This is a genomic window from Kitasatospora griseola (genome assembly GCF_014648555.1).
Lineage (GTDB): Bacteria > Actinomycetota > Actinomycetes > Streptomycetales > Streptomycetaceae > Kitasatospora > Kitasatospora griseola.
This window is the reverse complement of sequence record NZ_BMRI01000003.1, coordinates 74,922-94,866: the sequence shown is the minus strand read 5'-3', so window position 1 is coordinate 94,866 and position 19,945 is coordinate 74,922. Positions and strand designations below refer to the sequence as shown.

Genomic DNA, 19,945 nt, shown 5'->3' with positions numbered 1-19,945 from the left:
CGACCGGGACACCGCGCGGCTGCGGCTGCTGGAACTGTTCGAGGTGATCGGCTCCGAGGACCCGCGCACCGTGGCGGCCCGTCAGGCCCTGGCTCGGGTGCTGTTCTGACGGCACTCGGTGACACGTCGGATGACCTGCGGTGTCGTCGGCGATTTGACGACTTTCGCGGGTGAACCGGGCAGGTTTACCAAATCTTGATAACACCCCTTCTTCGTCGCGGTGCGTGACGGAGGAGGGGTGTTTCGTCTGCGTTTGCGGGGGTCACGGCTCCGGCGGTCCGAGCTTTTCGTCACGCTGCGCAGTCGGGCCTTCGATCCCCTGAGCGAACGCGTTCACTGTTGGATTACCCGTCAGTAACGCACCCCTTGTGCTCCGCCCGGTATTCGAGCACGATCGGCGACGCCCGGTCCCTCCACTGCGAGGGTCCCCGCCGGGTGAGGGCAGGGGGGTAACCGCAGATCCCACGCGGCGGTTCCTGGCCTCGGCGATCGCGCATCCCGCGCGTTCGCACGGTTGTCGCTCGGGGTGATCGCCCATGCCGTCCCCACGGCGCCAGGCGCTCTCCGCTACCGAGGACGTAGCTCTCTCCCATTTCGGGTCGAACCGGGTGCGGGACGCACCGGAACGGCCGGAGATGTACGTCCTAGAAGGAGGACTCGCATGTCCACGTCTTACGGCAAGACCCGCTGGAAGCGCTTCGCCCTGGTGATGGTGCCCAGCGTCGCGGCCACCGCCGCGATCGGCGTCTCCCTGGCCAACTCGGCGCTCGCGGCCTCGTTCGCGGTCTCCGGCCAGCAGTTCAAGGTCACCGTCGACCAGCTGCACGGCGAGAACTTCTCGCAGTTCGGCGGCGTCGACATGCAGGCCGACGGCAAGACCGCGCACCCGGTCGCCATCTCGGCGTTCGACACCGCCCGGCTGCAGAACCTGTGCCAGTCGGTCGTCACCGACCTCGGCCCGCTCGGCAAGTGGACCCTGGTCCTCAAGGCCGGCGACAGCCCCGACGAGGCCAAGCAGGTTCACGCCCAGCAGTTGCTGATCGACATGAACCAGCTGAACGCCGACGCCGAGTTCCACAGCATCAACATCGGCCAGGACGCCGGCACCCTGCAGGGTTCGGCCATCGACAAGCTCAAGAACGACGGCGGCAAGGTGCCGACCGGCGCGCAGGGCTTCGCGCAGTCCGCCAAGTCCGCGGACCTGTCGAAGGTCCAGCAGACCGCCTGGGCGACCTCGGCGGGCACCTTCACGCTCCCGGGCCTGCGCCTGAACATCACCCAGGGCGCCAACGAGTGCTACTAGTCCGCGACTGACGGCCCGTCAGGCGGGCCCGACCGTGGACCACCGGTCCGAGGGGGCGGCATCGCGCCGTTCCCTCGGGCCGCACCCCGGCGTACCCGGGGCCATCCGTATTTCCCCCTCGGACCCACCATCGAGGAGTCGCACCATGTCCAGCGCAACCGTCGAAGCCTGGCCCGAGGACCCGGCCGGCCTGGTCCGTCGAGGCCGGCGGGGGTTCCGTGCCTGGCGGCGCACCCGGCCGTTCTGGGGTGGCCTGCTGGCCGTGATCGCCGGCCTCCCGATCCTGTACTTCCCGTACGCCCACCTCACGCTGGGCGGCCTGACCGTGGCGATGGCCACCACCGCCGGGGCCGGCTCGCTGCTGATCGGCCTCCTGATGATGGTGCTCGGCGTCACCGTCTGGTTCCAGCCGGTGGTGCGGGTGTTCTGCGGGGTGGCGACCACCATCCTGGCGCTGATCTCCATCCCGGTCTCCAACCTGGGCGGCTTCGGCATGGGTGCGATCCCCGGCCTGATCGCCGGCGGCCTGCTGGTCTCCTGGGCGCCGCTGCAGCCGCTCCCGGCCGCCGGGCCGGAGGCCGCCGAGGCGGCGGCCGAGATGGCGGCCGCGCCCCAGGACGCCGCGCCGACCGCGCAGCTGCCCGCGCAGGCCGCGGCGGAGCAGCCGCTGGAGTACGGAGCCGCACCGACAGCGCACGCGGAGGGGGAGCAGCGGTGACCGACTCGGAGAAGCCTGCGGTTCCCGGTCCGCGGCACGCGGTGCCACGCGAGGGCGTGCGGTCCCGGCTGCGCGGGCGGGCGCTGGCGATCGCCGCCGTGCCGACCGCGCTGCTGGTCGGCGCCGCCTACACGCCGACCCTGGCGGTGGCGGCCGACCCGCAGTCCGGGGCCTGCGCGAGCAGCCCGGACGCCGTGCTCAAGGAGACGCCCGTCCCGAAGAGCGAGATCGCGGTGCAGCCGGACTCCTCGGTGAGCCAGGCGGTGGCCGCGCAGTCCGGGCAGGCGCCCGCGGGCAGTGCCGCCGCAGTGCCGGCGGTGTTCACCGGCTCGGCCGGCGTGCGGTCCGCCGCCTACGTGACGCCGAACGGGGCTCCGGCGGGCGCCGGGGTGCAGCAGGCCGGGGCCATCGACGACTGGTGGAACAACCTGATCCACCCGGGCGCCGCCGCGACCGCCACCCCGTCGACCGCGCCGAAGGCCGCGTCCCCCGCGTCCCCCGCGCCCGCCGCCACCCCGAGCCCCACCGCGAAGCCGTCCGCCGCCCCGAGCCCCTCGGCGACCGGGCGGCCGGCCACCGGGGCGCCCGCCGCGCCGGACGCCCCGGCCGAGCCGTCGGAGCCGGCCGCCACCGGCACGAAGGCCCCGTCGACCAAGGCGCCGAAGTCGTCCGCGTCCGCCTCGGCGTCGGCGTCGGCCGACCCGAACTGCCTGGTGAGCACCCGGGGCCTGGCGGCGAAGGCCGCGCCCAAGGGCCACGTGGTGCCGGACCAGAACTGGGTGCTGCACTCGACCCGGCTGGCGCTGCACGGCTCGGTGTTCAACGGCGTCTACGACGTCACCACGGAGAGCGGCACCAAGCGGGTGCTGAAGTTCACCACCGACAGCGTCGACATCGAGAACCTGGACATGTCGACCATCCAGATCCCGGGCCTCACCTTCCACGTGAAGAGCCGTGAGGGATCGACCTCCACCATGCGCAACGGCCCGATCACCATGTACGTGGAGAGCCTGTCCGGGCACCTGGCGGCGATCTACGGCCTGCCGATACCGATCGACCTGGGTGAGATCACGCTGACCCCGGACACCCTGCCGAAGTGGCTGTGGGACTTGCTGGGCGCGATCCCGATCCCGCTGGACCTGACGCTCACCGGCGCCAAGGCGGTGCAGGCCGGCCAGTTCGGCGGCGACCTGAAGATCCCGGGCATGCGGCTGTTCAACGACAAGGAGCCGTACGACGGCTGAGCCGTCGTCAGCTGCGAGGAAGGCCCCCGACGGCGAACCGTCGGGGGCCTTCTCGTGCGGGTGCCGCCGGTGTCAGCGGCCGCCGCGGGTGCCCAGGTGGTGGACCTGGACCATGTTGGTGGTGCCCGGGATGCCGACCGGCACGCCGGCGGTGACGATCACGGTGTCGCCCTCGGCGAGGCGGCCCAGCTTCAGCAGCTCGCGGTCGACCTGCTCGACCATCGCGTCCGTGGTGGCCACCTGCTCGGTGACGTACGCCTCGACGCCCCAGCTCAGCGAGAGCTGGTTGCGGGTGGCGACGTCCGGGGTGAAGGCGATCACCGGGATCGGCGAGCGGTAGCGGGACAGCCGGCGGGCGGTGTCGCCGGACTTGGTGAAGGCGATCAGGGCCTGGCCGTTGAGGAAGTCGCCCAGCTCGCACGCGGCGCGGGCGACCGAGCCGCCCTGGGTGCGCGGCTTGCGGCCCGGGTTGAGCGGCTGGAGGCCCTGCGAGAGCAGCTCCTCCTCGGCCTTCTCGGCGATCCTGCTCATGGTCTTGACGGTCTCGACCGGGTACTTGCCGACGCTGGACTCGGCGGACAGCATCACGGCGTCCGCGCCGTCCAGGATCGCGTTGGCGACGTCGGAGACCTCGGCGCGGGTCGGGCGCGAGGCGTGGATCATCGACTCCATCATCTGGGTGGCGACGATCACCGGCTTGGCGTTCCGGCGGGCCAGGGTGACCAGCTGCTTCTGGACCAGCGGCACCTTCTCCAGCGGGTACTCGACCGCCAGGTCGCCGCGGGCCACCATGATCGCGTCGAAGGCGAGGACGATCTCCTCCATCGCCTCGACGGCCTGCGGCTTCTCGATCTTGGCGATGACCGGCACACGAATGCCGACCTCGTCCATGACCTTGTGGACGTCGTCGATGTCCGCGGCGTTGCGGACGAACGACAGCGCGACCATGTCGACGCCCAGCCGCAGGGCGAAGCGCAGGTCGTCCTTGTCCTTCTCGGACAGCGCGGGCACGTTGACCGCCGCGCCGGGCAGGTTGATGCCCTTGTTGTTGGAGAGCACACCGCCCTCGACCACCACGGTCCGCACCCGCGGGCCGTCGACGCTGACGACCTCCAGGGCGATGACGCCGTCGTTGATCAGGATCGGGTCGCCGGGCTTCACGTCACCGGGCAGGCCCTTGTAGGTGGTGCCGCAGATGTACTGGTCACCGGGGACGTCCTCGGTGGTGATGGTGAACGTGTCGCCGTTGTCAACGGTCACCGGGCCGTTGGCGAAGGTCGCCAGACGGATCTTGGGGCCCTGCAGGTCGGCCAGCACGCCGATGGTGCGGCCGGTGTCCTCCGACACCTGGCGGACGCGGCGGTACCGGTCCTCGTGCTCGGCGTGGGAGCCGTGGCTCATGTTCAGTCGGGCGACGTTCATGCCCGCTTCGACGATGGCCTTCAGCTGTTCGTAGGAGTCCGTGGCAGGACCCAGGGTGCAGACAATTTTCGCTCGGCGCATATCCGTCAGTCTATCCGTTCGTGTTATCGATGCATTCGGCTCGAATCGTCAGATATCGCCAACGAACATTCCGAGGGATGGGATACTGACGGGTAGTCAGCCCGCGTCGGCCCTACACCTCGTGGACCAGCGCGAACGTCTGCTGGGCGATCTCCAGTTCCTCGTCGGTGGGCACCACGGCGACGGTCACCCGGCCGTAGGACGGCGAGATCACCCGGGCGTGGCGCGAACGCACCGCGTTCAGCTCCGGATCCACCGAAATGCCCAGCTCCTCCAGATTGGCACAGACCGCCGCCCGGACCTCCGCGGAGTTCTCGCCGACACCCGCGGTGAACGCGACGGCGTCCACCCGGCCCAGCACCGCGTAGTAGCCGCCCAGGTAGCGGCGGATCCGGTGCACGTACGAGTCGAAGGCCAGCTTGGCGTCCTCGTCGCCGTCCTGGGCGCGGCGCACCACCTCGCGCATGTCGTTGTCGCCGCACAGGCCGAGCAGGCCGCTGCGGCGGTTCAGCAGGTCGTCGATCTGATCGATGGTCAGGCCGCCCACCCGGTGCAGATGGAACACCAGGCCCGGGTCCACGTCACCGGAACGGGTGCCCATCACCAGGCCCTCCAGCGGCGTCAGGCCCATCGAGGTCTCCACGCACACCCCGCCCGCCACCGCCGACACCGACGCGCCGTTGCCCAGGTGCAGCACGATCACGTTCAGCTCGGCCGGGTCGCGGCCCAGCAGCCGGGCGGTCGCCCGGGAGACGTACTGGTGCGAGGTGCCGTGGAAGCCGTAGCGGCGCACCCGGTGCTCGTCGGCGGTCTTCCGGTCGATCGCGTACCGGGCCGCGTGCTCCGGCAGGGTGGCATGGAAGGCGGTGTCGAACACCGCGACCTGCGGCAGGTCCGGGCGCATCGCGCGGGCCACCTCGATGCCGGTGATGTTCGCCGGGTTGTGCAGCGGCGCCACCGGGATCAGTCGGCGGATCTCCGCCACCACCGCGTCGTTGATCAGCGTCGGCCGGGTGAAGCGCAGCCCGCCGTGCACCACCCGGTGGCCGATCGCCGCCAGCTCCGGCGAGTCCAGGCCCATCAGGTCCGCGGCCAGCTCGTCGGCGACCGCCCGCAGCGCCCCGTCGTGGTCGGCGAACCGCCGCACCGACTCGCGCGGCTCCCCGGTCAGCGGCAGGTGCAGCAGCCGGCCCTCGGCCTCGCCGATCCGCTCCACCAGGCCGGACGCCAGCCGGGAGCCGTCCAGCATGTCGATCAGCTGGTACTTCACCGAGGACGACCCGGCGTTCAGCACCAGGACACGGGTACCGGTGGTCACTGCGCGTCTCCCTCGGCGGACTGGGTCTGGGACTGGATCGCGGTGATCGCCACGGTGTTGACGATGTCCTCGACCAGGGCGCCCCGGGACAGGTCGTTCACCGGCTTGTTCAGGCCCTGCAGCACCGGGCCGACCGCGATCGCGCCGGCCGACCGCTGCACCGCCTTGTAGGTGTTGTTGCCGGTGTTGAGGTCCGGGAAGACCAGCACGGTGGCCCGGCCCGCCACCGGCGAGCCCGGCAGCTTGGTCTGCGCGACGCGCGCGTCCACCGCCGCGTCGTACTGGATCGGCCCCTCCACCAGCAGGTCCGGGCGCAGCGCGCGGACCAGCTCGGTGGCCTTGCGGACCTTGTCCACGTCCGCGCCGGAGCCCGAGGTGCCGGTCGAGTACGAGAGCATCGCCACCCGCGGCTCCACCCCGAACTGGGCGGCGGTCTCGGCGGACTGGATCGCGATGTCGGCCAGCTGCTGGGCGTCCGGGTCCGGGTTGACCGCGCAGTCGCCGTAGACCAGCACCTTGTCGGCCAGGCACATGAAGAACACCGAGGAGACGATCGACGCGTCCGGCGAGGTCTTGATCACCTCGAACGCCGGGCGGATGGTCGCCGCCGTCGAGTGCACCGCGCCGGAGACCATGCCGTCCGCGATGCCCTCCTGCACCATCAGGGTGCCGAAGTACGAGACGTCGGTGACCACGTCGAGCGCCCGCTCGACCGTCATGCCCTTGTGCGCCCGGGCCTTGGCGTACAGCTCGGCGAACTGCTGGCGCAGCGGGCTGGCCGCCGGGTCGACGATCCGCAGCCGGGTGCCGGAGTCGCCGGCCTGCGGGAACTCGATGCCGAGCGCGGCGGCCCGGCGGTGCACCGTCTCCGGCTCGCCGAGCAGGGTCAGGTCGCAGATGTTGCGGCGCAGCAGCACCTCGGCGGCGCGCAGCACCCGGTCCTCGGCGCCTTCGGGGAGCACGATGTGCCGGCGGTCGGCGCGGGCCCGTTCCAGCAGCGCGTGCTCGAACATCATCGGGGTCACCCGCTCGGAGCGGGTCAGCTCGATCCGGCTGGTCAACTCGGCGGTGTCGACGTGCAGTTCGAACAGGCCGAGGGCGATCTCGGCCTTGCGCGGGTTGTTCGGGCCGATCCGGCCCTCCAGGGGGGTGAGCGTCGTGGCGGTCAGCCAGGAACCCTCCTCGACCTCCGCCACCGGCGTGCCCGGGGCGAGCCGGGAGGCCAGCGCCATCACGTCCGGGCCCGGGTGCTGGCCGAGCGTGAGCAGCACGCCGGCGATCGGCGGGGAGCTCGCCGCGTGCGCCGCCAGCGCGCCGATCAGCAGGTCCGCCCGGTCGCCCGGGGTGACCACCAGGGCGCCCTCGGACAGCGCGTTCAGGAAGGTCGGCAGCATCGCGCCGCCGAACACGAACTTCCGCACGTCCCGGGACAGTCCGGCCGCGTCGCCGAGCAGCACCGTCGCACCGGTCGCCTCGACCAGCTGCGCCACGGTCGGCGCGGCCAGCGACGGCTCCTCCGGGACGACGTACACCGGCACCGGGAGCTTCTCGGTCAGCGCCCGCTGCACCTGCTGCTTGACGCCCGGCGCCACCCGGTTGGCGATCATCGCCAGGATCGAGCAGCCCAGGTCGCGGTAGGCCCGGTGGGCGTTGCGGACCTCCGCGACCACGGCCTGCGGGTCGTCCTGCCGGCCGCCGACCACCGGGAGGACGGCCGCCCCGAACTCGTTCGCCAGCCGGGCGTTGAAGGCCAGCTCGTCCGGGATGTTCGTGTCCGAGTAGTCGGTGCCGAGCACCAGCACCGCCTGGCAGCGCCGCTCCAGCTGGTGGAACCGGTCGACCAGGACGGAGACCAGCTCGTCCTGGCCGCGGGCGGCCTGCAGGGCGGCCGCCTCGTCGTAGGTCAGCCCGTACAGCTCGGTGCTGGGCAGGTCCAGCCGGTAGCGGGTGCGCAGCAGCTCCACCACGTGGTCGGTGGCCGGCTGTCCGTTGTCCGAGGTGTGCACCAGGGGCCGGAACACCCCGACCCGGTCCACCTGACGGGTCAGCAGTTCCATGACCCCGAGTTCCACGGCCTGTCGGCCGTCCCCCCGGTCGATCCCGGTCACGTACACGCTGCTCGCCACGGTGGAACTCTCCGTCCGTCTTTCTCAGGCTGCGGTCATCTTGACCATACCTTCGTACGACATTCGGACCGGGCTGCGGCACTGCCGTTAGGGCCGCCCGGGGGTGCCGGAAGTCCTCCGTGTCCGACCGACGGCGCGGCGGGCGGTCAACGGGCCGGACGGAGCCAGACGGTGGCCAGCGGCGGCAGCACCAGCTCCGCCGAACGGGACTGGCCGTTCCACTGCGCGCCCTCCGCCTTCACCGGCAGCGAGTTGGCGATCCCGCTGCCGCCGTACCGCTCGGCGTCGGTGTTCAGCGCTTCCTCCCACAGCTGCTCGCCGCCCTCCAGCCGGGGCAGGCCGACCCGGAAGCCGTGCCGGACCACGGGGGAGAAGTTGCAGACCGCCACCAGTGGGCTGCCGTCGGCGGCGAACCGGACGAAGGAGAACACGTTGTCGTCGGCCGCGCCGCCGTCCAGCCAGCGGAACCCGGCCGGGACGGTGTCCTGCTCGTACAGCGCGGGGGTGTCCCGGTAGACCCGGTTCAGGTCGCCGACCAACCGCTGCACGCCCCGGTGGTCGGCGTGCGCCTCCCATGCCTCGTCCAGCACCCACCACTGCGGGCCGCTCTCGTGCTCCCACTCCGCGCCCTGGGCGAACTCCTGCCCCATGAACAGCAGTTGCTTGCCCGGGTGGGCCCACATGAAGCCCAGGTAGGCGCGGTGGTTGGCGCGCCGCTGCCACCAGTCGCCGGGCATCTTGGAGACCAGCGCCTGCTTGCCGTGCACCACCTCGTCGTGCGAGATCGGCAGGATGTAGTTCTCCGAGTACGCGTACACCATCGAGAAGGTCATCTCGTTGTGGTGGTACCTGCGGTGCACCGGCTCCTTGGACATGTAGACCAGCGAGTCGTGCATCCAGCCCATGTTCCACTTCAGGCCGAAGCCCAGGCCGCCGGTGTCGGTGGGCCGGGTGACGCCGTCCCAGGCGGTGGACTCCTCGGCGACGGTCAGCACACCCGGGCAGCGCCGGTAGACGGTGGCGTTCATCTCCTGGAGGAAGGACGCCGCGTCCAGGTTCTCCCGGCCGCCGAACCGGTTGGGCGACCAGCCGCCGCCCTCGCGGGAGTAGTCGAGGTAGAGCATCGAGGCGACCGCATCCACCCGCAGGCCGTCCACGTGGAACTCCTCGCACCAGTACACCGCGTTGGCGACCAGGAAGTTGCGCACCTCGGTGCGGCCGTAGTCGAACTCCAGCGTCCCCCAGTCCGGGTGCTCGGCGCGCTGCGGGTCGGCCGGCTCGTACAGCGGCTCGCCGTCGAAGCGGGCCAGCGCGAAGTCGTCCTTCGGGAAGTGCGCGGGCACCCAGTCGACCAGCACGCCGATGCCGTGCCGGTGCAGCGTGTCGACCAGGTGGCGGAAGTCGTCGGGGGTGCCGAGCCGGGCCGTCGGGGCGTAGAAGCCGGACACCTGGTAGCCCCAGGAACCGCCGAACGGGTGCTCCATCACCGGCATGAACTCGACGTGGGTGAAGCCCAGTTCGGTCAGGTAGCCGGGCAGCACCTCGGCGATCTGCCGGTAGGACGTCAGATCCGGCCGCCACGAGGCGAGGTGCAGCTCGTAGACCGACATCGGGGCCCGGTGGTGGACGGTGTGCGCCCGCGCCGCCATCCACTCGGCGTCCTGCCACTCGTACCGGGAGACCGTCACCACCGAGGCGGTGTCCGGAGGGCACTGGGCGGCGCGGGCCAGCGGGTCGGCCTTCTCCACCATCCGGCCGGAGCGGGTCAGGATCTGGTACTTGTACTGCGCGCCCTCGCCGAGGCCCGGCACGAACAGCTCCCACACGCCGGACGAGCCCAGCGAGCGCATCGGGTGCGCGGTGCCGTTCCAGTGGTTGAACGAGCCGACCAGCCGCACCCCGACGGCGTTCGGCGCCCACACCGCGAACGAGGTGCCGGCCACCCCGTCCACGGTGCGCACGTGCGAGCCGAGCGCGTGCCACAGCTGCTCGTGCCGGCCCTCCGAGATCAGGTGCAGGTCCAGCTCGCCGAGCGTCGGGGCGAACCGGTAGCCGTCCTGCTGCTCCAGCGGCTCCCCGCCCGGGTACGTCACCTTCAGCGAGCAGGCGGGGAACCGCTGCCCCGTCAGCAGACCGGTGAACAGGCCGGCCTGCTGGTGCGTCAGCTCGGCCGGGCCGAGCGCGGTCTCCACCACCACCCGCTCGGCGAACGGGCGCAGCACCCGGATCGCCGTGCCCGTCGGCAGCGCGTGCGCTCCCAGAAGGGCGTGCGGGTCGTGGTGCGCGCCGGACACCAGGCGCTCCACCTCGCCCGGCGGCAGCGGCGCCTCCGGCAGGCGCAGCGCCGAGCCCGGAGCGGGCCGGACGGGCGTCGGACGGGACTTCGCCGGGCGTTCGGCCCTCCGGGGAGCGGCCGCCGCCGGGCTCTTCGGCGCCGCGCCGGCCGGCCGCGCGGGCTTCGTCGGGGACTGCCGGCCGGCCCCCCTGCCGTGCTCGCCGTTCCGGAAGGTGGCCGGGACAGCCGGTTGGCGGTCGGCCGGCAGGGACGGGTCGAGCGGACCGAGCGGGGTCACGGCGGAGGCCTCCTGGATTCCTGCGAACGGGTCGGGGTTACTGCCGGGAGAGCGGACCGCCCGGCCGGGGAGGCCGGGCGGACTGTCAGGCGGAGTCGGCCAGCCGGTTGATCGCGGCCAGCGGGATCGGCAGCCAGCTCGGCCGGTGCCGTGCCTCGTACACCACCTCGTACACGGCCTTGTCGATCTCCAGCGCGCGCATCAGCTCCGGGGACGCGGACGGATCGGCGCCGCCGCCCGCGGTGTACCCGGCGCAGTACGCGGCCCGGTTGCGGGCCGCCCAGGCGGCGGCCAGGTGGGCCAGTTCCGGGTCCTGGACGGGGGCGCCGGCCAGCAGGTGGGCGGCCGCGTAGTCGAAGGAGCGGAGCATCGCGGCGACGTCCCGCAGCGCGGGCTGCGGCAGGCGGCGCTCGGCCAGCGGCTTGGCCGGCTCGCCCTCGAAGTCCAGCAGCACCCAGCCCTGCGGGGTGCGCATCGCCTGGCCCAGGTGCAGGTCGCCGTGGATGCGCTGGACCAGCAGCCCGTCCAGGTGGGCGGCCGTCAGCTGCTGGAAGGCGGAGCGCAGCGCGGAGCGGTAGCGCAGCAGGCCGGGCACCGCGGTGACCGCGGCGTCCAGCCGGTCGGCCATCGCGCCCGCCAGCTCGGCGATCCGCGGCCGGTCCAGCCGGGTGGTGGGCATCGAGCGGGCCAGCACCCGGTGCACCTCGGCGGTGGCCCGGCCCAGCCGGTGCGCCTCGATCGCGAAGTTGCCCGGCGACGGGTCGCCCTTCAGCCGGGCGACCTGGTCGAGCGCCAGCTCCCAGCCGTCCTCGGCGTCCGGCAGGTAGCGCTGCAGCAGGCCCAGGGTGGCGGGCTCGGAGCGCTCCAGCCGGCACTCGAACCAGGCGGCGACCCGGGGGATGCGGGTCGAGCCGGCCCGGGACAGCGCCAGCGACAGTTCCAGGTCGGGGTTGGTCCCGGGACTGATCCGGCGGAACAGCTTCAGGATGAACGCGGTGTCGTAGATCACCGAGGAGTTGGACTGCTCGGCGGTGGACGCCCGTCCCGGGATGTTGCCGGGCAGGCCCGGGCCCGGGGTGCGGCGGAACGACAGCGAACCGAACCGGTCGCCGGTGGCCAGGTGCTCCAGCAACCGGCCCGTCAGCTCCGGGTCGTGCACCGCGTCGTAGAGCGTCGCGCCGTCGTAGGTGCCGCCCGCCAGTCGGCCCAGCACCGCCCGCTGCCCGACCGCCGCGGGCCGCTCCGAGCGGATGCCCAGCAGCAGTTGGTAGACGTCGCCGGGGCCGGCGGCCGCCCCGCCGTGCTCCACCCGCAGCAGCAGGTGCAGCAGCGCCGGATCGCCGACCTGGAGCGGCGTGCCGATCACCGGGACCAGGGCGGCGATCGGCCGGCCCTTGCCGGCGTACCAGCGCTGGGTGGGAAGCCATTCGGCGATCAGCGGCAGGGCCGCCTGGACCAGCTCGCTGACTCCCGCGGCGGTTCTCCGGGCCCCCGGCGCCCGCGTGCCGACCGGCCCGGGGGCGGCCGACGGATCACGGTGCAGGTGGGCTTGAGAACGGGAGGTTTCGGACATGACTCCCTTTCCCCGGAAGCGGGCGGCTGCCCGACGGGTCGTGGCCGGGCCCTTCACTCTTCCGGATTTCGACGGCGCGGCGGCGACGGCACGCGAGCCGCTGGCTCGGTGTCACGCCTTCGTGTGGATGGCCGTTGGGCTGTTCTCCGTACGCGGTGGTGCGAAGACCTCCGGGGGCGCGCGGAACAACTCGCGCGCCCGCGGAAGGGGTGTCCCGATCGGGGCCTGTCAGGGCCTGGGGGATCGTTCGGTGAACGAGCGTGGCGCAGTGGCCCCCGCCGCTACTTCGCCCCGGACGCCTTCGCCGGGGACTGGCGCAGCTGGAACCAGTAGAAGCCGTGGCCGGCCAGCGTCAACAGGTACGGCCACTCGCCGATGGTGGGGAAACGCACGCCGCCGATCAGCTCGACCGGGTACCGCCCCCCGTACTGCCGCAGGTCCAGTTCGGTCGGCTGCGCGAACCGCGAGAAGTTGTTCACGCACATGACCAGGTCGCCCTCGTACTCGCGCACGAAGGCCAGCACCGCGGGGTTGCTGGAGGGCAGCTCCGTGTAGCCGCCGAGGCCGAACGCGGGGTTGAGCTTGCGAATCTCGATCATGCGACGCGTCCAGTGCAGCAGCGAACTCGAACTGCTTTGCTGCGCCTCGACGTTGGTCACCTGAAAGCCGTACACCGGGTCCATGATGGGCGGCAGACTGAGCCTGCCCGGGTCGGCGGACGAGAAACCCGCATTGCGGTCCGGCGTCCACTGCATCGGGGTGCGCACGCCGTCCCGGTCGCCGAGCCAGATGTTGTCGCCCATGCCGATCTCGTCGCCGTAGTACAGCACCGGGCTGCCGGGCAGCGAGAGCAGCAGCGCGGTGAACAGCTCGACCTGGTTGCGGTCGTTCTCCAGCAGCGGCGAGAGCCGGCGGCGGATGCCCACGTTGGCCCGCATCCGCGGGTCCTTCGCGTACTCCGCGTACATGTAGTCGCGCTCCTCGTCGGTGACCATCTCCAGGGTCAGCTCGTCGTGGTTGCGCAGGAAGATCCCCCACTGGCAGCCGGAAGGGATCGCCGGGGTCTTCGCCAGGATCTCGGAGACCGGGTAGCGGGACTCCCGGCGGACCGCCATGAAGATCCGCGGCATCACCGGGAAGTGGAACGCCATGTGGCACTCGTCGCCGCCGGAGCCGAAGTCGCCGAAGTAGTCGACCACGTCCTCCGGCCACTGGTTGGCCTCCGCCAGCAGCACGGTGTCCGGGTAGTTGGCGTCGATCTCCTTGCGGACCCGGCGCAGGAAGTCGTGCGTCTCCGGCAGGTTCTCGCAGTTGGTGCCCTCGCGGGCGTACAGGTACGGCACCGCGTCCAGCCGGAAGCCGTCGATGCCGAGGTCCAGCCAGAACCGCAGGGCCGCCATCACCTCCTCCTGCACCCGCGGATTGTCGTAGTTCAGATCCGGCTGGTGGCTGAAGAAACGATGCCAGTAGTACTGCTTGCGGACCGGGTCGTACGTCCAGTTGGAGCTCTCGGTGTCGACGAAGATGATCCGTGCGTCCGGGTACTGCTTGTCGTCGTCGGCCCACATGTAGAAGTCGCCGTACGGGCCGTCCGGGTCGCTGCGGGAGGCCTGGAACCACGCGTGCTGGTCGCTGGTGTGGTTCACCACGAAGTCGATGATCACCCGCATGCCGCGGGCGTGCGCCGCGTCGACGAACTCCACGAAGTCGGCCAGGTTGCCGAACTCCGGGAGCACCGACTGGTAGTCCGAGACGTCGTAACCGCCGTCCCGCAGCGGGGAGTTCATGAACGGGGGCAGCCAGAGGCAGTCCACACCCAGCCACTGGAGGTAGTCGAGCCGCGAGGTGAGCCCCTTGAGGTCTCCGACGCCGTCGCCGTTGCTGTCCTGGAACGAACGCACCAGGACCTCGTAGAAGACCGCGCGTTTGAACCACTCGGGGTCGCGGTCCCGGGCGGGGGTGTCGGCGAAGGTGTCGGGGACGGGCTCGTTGACTGTCACTGCGGGTTCCTCCGAACCGTGAGGAGGTGGGCCGGCCCGGTAGAGGGATCGAGCCGGACGTAGTTGTGACGGCCCCAGGCGTACGTCGCGCCGGTCAGCTCGTCGTGCACCGTCAGCGGCCCCGGCACGTCGAGCGTGACGGTGGCCTCCTGGACGTGGTGCGGGTCCAGGTTGACCACGCAGATCACCTGGTCCTCCAGGCCGTCCTCGGTGACGGCGGTCTTGGAGAACGCGATGATCCGCTCGTTGTCGACGGGGTGGAAGCGCAGGTCCCGCAGCTGCTGCAGCGCGGGATGCCGGCGGCGCAGCCGGTTCAGGGCGGTCAGCAGCGGCGCGAGGGAGTCCGACCGGGTCCAGTCGCGCGGCCGCAGCTCGTACTTCTCCGAGTGCAGGTACTCCTCCGAACCGGGCTTCGCGGGCTCGTTCTCGAACAGCTCGAAGCCGGCGTACACCCCGAAGGTCGGCGACAGCGCCGCCGCCAGCACCGCCCGCACCGCGAACGCCGCCGGGCCGCCGGTCTGCAGGTACTCGGGCAGGATGTCCGGGGTGTTGGCGAAGAAGTTCGGCCGCATGTACGCGGCCGCTTCGCCGGTGAGCCCGGTCAGGTACTCCGTCAGCTCGGCTTTGTCGTTGCGCCAGGTGAAGTACGTGTAGGACTGGTGGAAGCCGATCTTGCCGAGGGTGTGCATCATCGCCGGACGGGTGAACGCCTCCGCCAGGAACAGCACGTCCGGGTCGGTGCGGGCGATGTCGGACAGCACCTTCTCCCAGAAGTTCACCGGCTTGGTGTGCGGGTTGTCGACCCGGAAGATCCGCACCCCGTGGCCCATCCAGAACCGCAGGATCCGCACCGTCTCGCGGACGATCCCGTCGAAGTCCTGGTCGAAGTTGACGGGGTAGATGTCCTGGTACTTCTTCGGCGGGTTCTCGGCGTACGCGATCGTGCCGTCCGCGCGGTGGCTGAACCACTCCGGGTGCTTGTGCACCCACGGGTGGTCCGGCGAGCACTGGAGCGCGAAGTCCAGCGCCACCTCCAGGCCCAGCGCGCCGGCCTCCGCGACGAAGTGGTCGAAGTCCTCCAGGGTGCCCAGGTCCGGGTGGACGGCGTCGTGGCCGCCCTCCGGGGAGCCGATCGCCCACGGCGAGCCGACGTCCTGCGGACCGGCCTCCAGGGAGTTGTCCGGGCCCTTGCGGTGGGCCCGGCCGATCGGGTGGATCGGCGGCAGGTACACCACGTCGAAGCCCATCGCGGCCACCGCGGGCAGCCGCTCGGCGGCCGTCCGGAAGGTGCCGGAGACCGGCGGCTCCACCCCATTGGGGTCGACCACCGCGCCCTCCGAACGCGGGAAGAACTCGTACCAGGCGCCGAACAGCGCCCGCTTGCGGTCCACCTGGAGCGGCTGCGGGCGGGTCGCCGAGACCAGCTCGCGCAGCGGGAAGCGGTCCAGCAGCGACGTCACCTCCGGCACCAGCGCCGCCGCGTAGCGGCTCAGCGGCGGCAGGCCGGAGTCGCGCAGCGCGTCCACCGCGGCCAGCACCTGGGCCCGGCCCTCCTTCTTCGGCACCCCGGCCGCCGCCCGCTCCAGCAGCAGGGCGCCCTCCTCCAGCACCAGCGCGGTGTCGATCCCGGCCGGCAGCTTCACCGCCGCGTGCCTGCGCCAGGTCGCCACCGGGTCGCCCCACGCCTCCACCAGGTACGACCAGCGGCCCGGCGCGGTCGGCGTCACGTACGCGCCCCAGCGGTCGCTGCCCTCGGACAGCTCGCGCATCGGCGTCCACGGTCCGGAGCGGCCGCGCGGGTCGCGCAGCACCACATTGGCCCCCACCGCGTCGTGGCCCTCGCGGAACACCGTGGCGGAGACCAGGAAGCGTTCGCCCTCCACGGCCTTGGCCGGACGCCGGCCGGCGTCGACGAGCGGGGTCACGTCAAGCACGGGGATGCGGCCGATCACGGTGTCGCTCTCTGTCCTGGTGCGGGTGGGGCGGGTCGGGGATTTGTGCGGGGACGACGTGCCGCCGGTGGCGGGCGCGGCGGTGGCCGAGGGGGCGCCGGAGGGCGGGGCCGCGGCGGACCTGACGGTGGTGGTCCGTTTCGACGCGGCCTTGCGCGGGGTGCTCGCGCGTTTGTCGGCCGGTGCGGCCGCCCGCCTGCGGGCCGCCGCGGTGCGCGGGGCCGGCACCGGGGGCTCCCCGGTCGACGGTCCGTCAGGGGTGTGGTCCGTCGGTACCGTGGACTGGTCCCGCGTGTCGCCGTGCATGCCAAGCTCCTGCCCGAGATCGGCGGCAGCTCTGCCCGGCGGACGACGCCGGGAGAGTACCGGGAGGACTACTGGGTGAGGAAGGACGTGCGGCCCGGGCCGGCCCCGCGCCGACGGACCCGGACACCTCGCCCGCCGACCGCCGGAGCGGGACCCGCCGCGCCGAACGCACGTGTCCCGGCGCGCGTCGCCCGGTGCGCGCCCCCGCGTGACCCAGCCCACCGGAAAACGACCGGTCGGGGAACGAGGACACGCAAAGACACGCCTACTGGGGCCGAATGGGCTAAGGAGTGTGGTGGCACGTCAAAACCGGACCTGCACCGGCCGGAGGCAGCGGTGGGACGACCGTCCGATCGTGCACCAGCGGCACCCACGACCTTGTTGCATCCTCGCACCGCGGGCAAGAGGTACGGCCGGGTAGGCACGCGGTTTCAGCCGGTGTGCAGCGCCGAAACAGGCCCCCGCAACACCTCCGTTCCCAGGAGTTCACACCCGACGGCGCGTGTTTTACCTGCCTGCGCCTGTCGTGCGCCGGGATTTGCCACCACGCGCCCGGAACGATCTCAACGCTGCTCCGAACGGGTGCAGCGACCGCAAGTTGACGCCCCGTCAGGCGCATGGGCGGGGCTACGCTTCAAGCCGTGAAGGCAATCCGCAGGTTCACCGTCCGCACCGTCCTGCCCGAACAACTGCAGCCACTGCACGAGCTCGCGCTGAACCTCCGCTGGTCCTGGCACCCCGAGACCAGAGAGCTGTTCCGCTCCGTCGACCCGGACGTCTGGGCCGCCGCCGGGGAGGATCCGGTCCGACTGCTGGGCGAAGTCCCCGCGGCCCGGCTGGCCGCGCTGGCCGGCGACCGGCGGTTCCTGCGCCGGCTCGGCGACCTCGCCGACGACCTGCGCGACTACCTCACCGGCCCGCGCTGGTACCAGGGCGCCGCCGACCCCGAGAGCGGCCTGCCCGCCGGCATCGCCTACTTCTCGCCCGAGTACGGCATCGCCGCCGCCCTCCCGCAGTACTCCGGCGGCCTCGGCATCCTGGCCGGGGACCACCTCAAGGCCGCCTCCGACCTCGGCGTCCCGATCATCGGCGTCGGACTCTTCTACCGGCACGGCTACTTCCGCCAGTCGCTCAGCCGGGACGGCTGGCAGCAGGAGCGCTACCCCCTGCTCGACCCCGACGCGCTCGCCGTCACCCTGCTCCGCGAGAACGACGGCGCCCCCTGCCGGATCGACCTCGCCCTGCCCGGCGGCCGCACCCTCGCCGCCCAGGTCTGGCGCGCCCAGGTCGGCCGCGTCCCGCTGCTGCTGCTCGACTCCGACATCGAGGCCAACAGCCCCGCCGAGCGCGACGTCACCGACCGCCTCTACGGCGGCGGCAGCGAACACCGGCTGCTGCAGGAAATACTGCTCGGCATCGGCGGCGTCCGCGCCGTCCGCACCTACGCCCGACTCACCGGCCACCCCGAACCCGAGGTGTTCCACACCAACGAGGGCCACGCCGGCTTCCTCGGCCTGGAACGGATCGCCGAACTCACCACCGCCCACCCCGGCCTCGGCTTCGCCGACGCGCTGGAGGCCGTCCGGGCCGGCACCGTGTTCACCACTCACACGCCCGTCCCCGCCGGCATCGACCGCTTCGACCGCGACCTGGTCGCCCGCCACTTCGGCGGCGACGCCGCACTGCCGGGCGTCCCGGTCGACCAGGTGCTCGCGCTCGGCGCCGAGAGCTGGGCCGGCGGCGACCCCAAACTGTTCAACATGGCCGCCATGGGCCTGCGGCTCGCCCAGCGCGCCAACGGCGTCTCCACCCTGCATGGCGCCGTCAGCCGGGAGATGTTCCGCGGCCTGTGGCCCGGCTTCGACGCGCCCGAAGTCCCCATCACGTCGATCACCAACGGCGTGCACGCCCCCACCTGGATCGACCCCGCCGTGGTCCGCCTCGGCGCCACCGAGATCGGCCAGGAACGCGCCGAGGAAGCCATGGCCGTCGGCACCGCCGGCCAGTGGACCGGCCTGGAGCGGATCGGCAACGCCGAAGTCTGGGAACTGCGCCGCACCCTGCGCGCCCAACTCGTCGACGAGGCCCGCCGGCGACTGCGCGCCTCCTGGCAGCAGCGCGGCGCCGGCGCCGCCGAACTCGGCTGGACCGGCGCCGTCCTCGACCCGGACGTCCTCACCATCGGCTTCGCCCGACGCGTCCCGTCCTACAAGCGGCTCACCCTGATGCTCCGCGACCCCGCCCGGCTCCGGGCCCTGCTGCTGCACCCCGAACGGCCCGTGCAGATCGTCGTCGCCGGCAAGGCGCACCCCGCCGACGACGGCGGCAAACGACTCATCCAGCAACTCGTCGCCTTCGCCGACGACCCCGCCGTGCGGCACCGCATCGTCTTCCTGCCCGACTACGACATGGCGATGGCCAAGGCCCTCTACCCCGGCTGCGACGTCTGGCTGAACAACCCGCTCCGCCCCCTGGAGGCCTGCGGCACCTCCGGCATGAAGGCCGCACTGAACGGCTGCCTCAACCTGTCCATCCTCGACGGCTGGTGGGACGAGTGGTACGACGGCCAGAACGGCTGGGCCATTCCCACCGCCGACGGCGGCACCGGCGAGGGCGTCCTCGACCCGGAGAGCAAGGAGGCCGAACGGCGCGACGACATCGAAGCCGCCGCCCTCTACGACCTGATCGAACACCAGGTCGCCGCCCGCTTCTACGACCGCGCCGCGGACGGGCTGCCGCACCGCTGGATCTCGATGGTCCGGCACACCCTGGTCACCCTGGGGCCCAAGGTGCTCGCCGGACGGATGGTCCGCGAGTACGTCGAACGGCTCTACGTCCCCGCCGCGACGGCCCGCCGGCGGCTGACGGGCGGGGCCGGCGACTACGCCGGCGCGAAGGAACTCGCCGCCTGGAAGGCCACCGTCCGCGACGCCTGGCCCTCCGTGCGGGTGGAGCACGTCGAGGCGGACGGCGTCGGCGAGGCCCAGGAACTCGGCGCGACACTCGCCCTCCGGGTCCAGGTCGCCCTCGGACGCCTCGGCCCGGACGACGTCGAAGTACAGGTTGTCGCAGGCCGGGTCGACGAGAGCGACCGCATCTCCGAGGCGACGACCCTGGCGCTGAAGCCCGCCGTCGGCGGCCCCGACCTGGACGGACGCCTCCGCTACGAGGGCCACCTGGAACTGTCCCGGACGGGGCCGTTCGGGTACACGGTGCGCGTGCTTCCCGCCCATCCGCGACTCGCCTCGATCGCGGAACTGGGGCTGTTGGCGGTGCCGGTGGAACTGGGGGGTCTGGAGGCAGGCGTGCTCAGGTAAGGCAGGCGAAGG

Annotated in this window: 12 protein-coding genes; 5 read left to right on the top strand and 7 right to left on the bottom strand. The window is 72.2% G+C overall.

Annotated features, from left to right (window positions below):
* The 4 genes from IEZ12_RS37700 to IEZ12_RS04555 form a co-directional block, all read left to right on the top strand.
* A partial coding sequence (locus IEZ12_RS37700) for a tetratricopeptide repeat protein (RefSeq protein WP_229847279.1) occupies positions 1 to 109 on the top strand: 109 nt, incomplete at its 5' end.
* Positions 110 to 661: 552 nt separating this feature from the next.
* Positions 662 to 1,303 (top strand): DUF6230 family protein, encoded by a 642-nt coding sequence (locus tag IEZ12_RS04565; RefSeq protein ID WP_189270938.1) that lies wholly within the window; start codon positions 662 to 664, stop codon positions 1,301 to 1,303.
* A gap of 145 nt (positions 1,304 to 1,448) precedes the next feature.
* On the top strand, positions 1,449 to 2,021 hold the full coding sequence (locus tag IEZ12_RS04560; protein WP_189270937.1) for a DUF6114 domain-containing protein: 573 nt from the start codon (positions 1,449 to 1,451) through the stop codon (positions 2,019 to 2,021).
* On the top strand, positions 2,018 to 3,265 hold the full coding sequence (locus IEZ12_RS04555) for a hypothetical protein (protein ID WP_189270936.1): 1,248 nt from the start codon (positions 2,018 to 2,020) through the stop codon (positions 3,263 to 3,265). The genes IEZ12_RS04560 and IEZ12_RS04555 overlap by 4 nt, the downstream gene beginning before the upstream one ends.
* A gap of 72 nt (positions 3,266 to 3,337) precedes the next feature.
* Here the strand turns inward: IEZ12_RS04555 and pyk are convergent, their stop codons facing one another.
* From pyk to IEZ12_RS04520, 7 genes are all read right to left on the bottom strand, one after another.
* Entirely contained in the window at positions 3,338 to 4,768 is a 1,431-nt protein-coding gene (gene pyk, locus IEZ12_RS04550; RefSeq protein WP_100587970.1) for a pyruvate kinase, read from the bottom strand.
* Positions 4,769 to 4,880: 112 nt separating this feature from the next.
* Positions 4,881 to 6,086, bottom strand: a complete 1,206-nt coding sequence (locus IEZ12_RS04545; protein WP_189270935.1) for an acetate kinase — start codon at positions 6,084 to 6,086, stop codon at positions 4,881 to 4,883.
* A complete protein-coding gene (gene pta / locus IEZ12_RS04540; RefSeq protein ID WP_189270934.1) occupies positions 6,083 to 8,212 on the bottom strand; it encodes a phosphate acetyltransferase in 2,130 nt (709 codons plus the stop codon). Before pta ends, IEZ12_RS04545 begins: the two co-directional genes overlap by 4 nt.
* A gap of 146 nt (positions 8,213 to 8,358) precedes the next feature.
* Positions 8,359 to 10,785, bottom strand: a complete 2,427-nt coding sequence (gene glgB / locus IEZ12_RS04535; protein WP_189270933.1) for a 1,4-alpha-glucan branching protein GlgB — start codon at positions 10,783 to 10,785, stop codon at positions 8,359 to 8,361.
* Positions 10,786 to 10,870: 85 nt separating this feature from the next.
* The gene (locus IEZ12_RS04530) at positions 10,871 to 12,358 is read right to left on the bottom strand and encodes a maltokinase N-terminal cap-like domain-containing protein (RefSeq protein WP_229847244.1); all 1,488 of its coding nucleotides are present in this window, start codon (positions 12,356 to 12,358) and stop codon (positions 10,871 to 10,873) included.
* A 281-nt stretch (positions 12,359 to 12,639) separates the two neighbouring features.
* Complete coding sequence (gene treS / locus IEZ12_RS04525; RefSeq protein WP_043916082.1) at positions 12,640 to 14,358, bottom strand: maltose alpha-D-glucosyltransferase; 1,719 nt, start codon at positions 14,356 to 14,358, stop codon at positions 12,640 to 12,642.
* Entirely contained in the window at positions 14,355 to 16,310 is a 1,956-nt protein-coding gene (locus IEZ12_RS04520; protein ID WP_189271113.1) for an alpha-1,4-glucan--maltose-1-phosphate maltosyltransferase, read from the bottom strand. The genes treS and IEZ12_RS04520 overlap by 4 nt, the downstream gene beginning before the upstream one ends.
* A gap of 947 nt (positions 16,311 to 17,257) precedes the next feature.
* Here IEZ12_RS04520 and glgP point away from each other — a divergent pair.
* Positions 17,258 to 19,933: an alpha-glucan family phosphorylase gene (gene glgP, locus IEZ12_RS04515; protein ID WP_189270932.1), complete on the top strand. Its 2,676-nt coding sequence runs from the start codon at positions 17,258 to 17,260 to the stop codon at positions 19,931 to 19,933.
* Positions 19,934 to 19,945 lie beyond the last annotated feature (12 nt).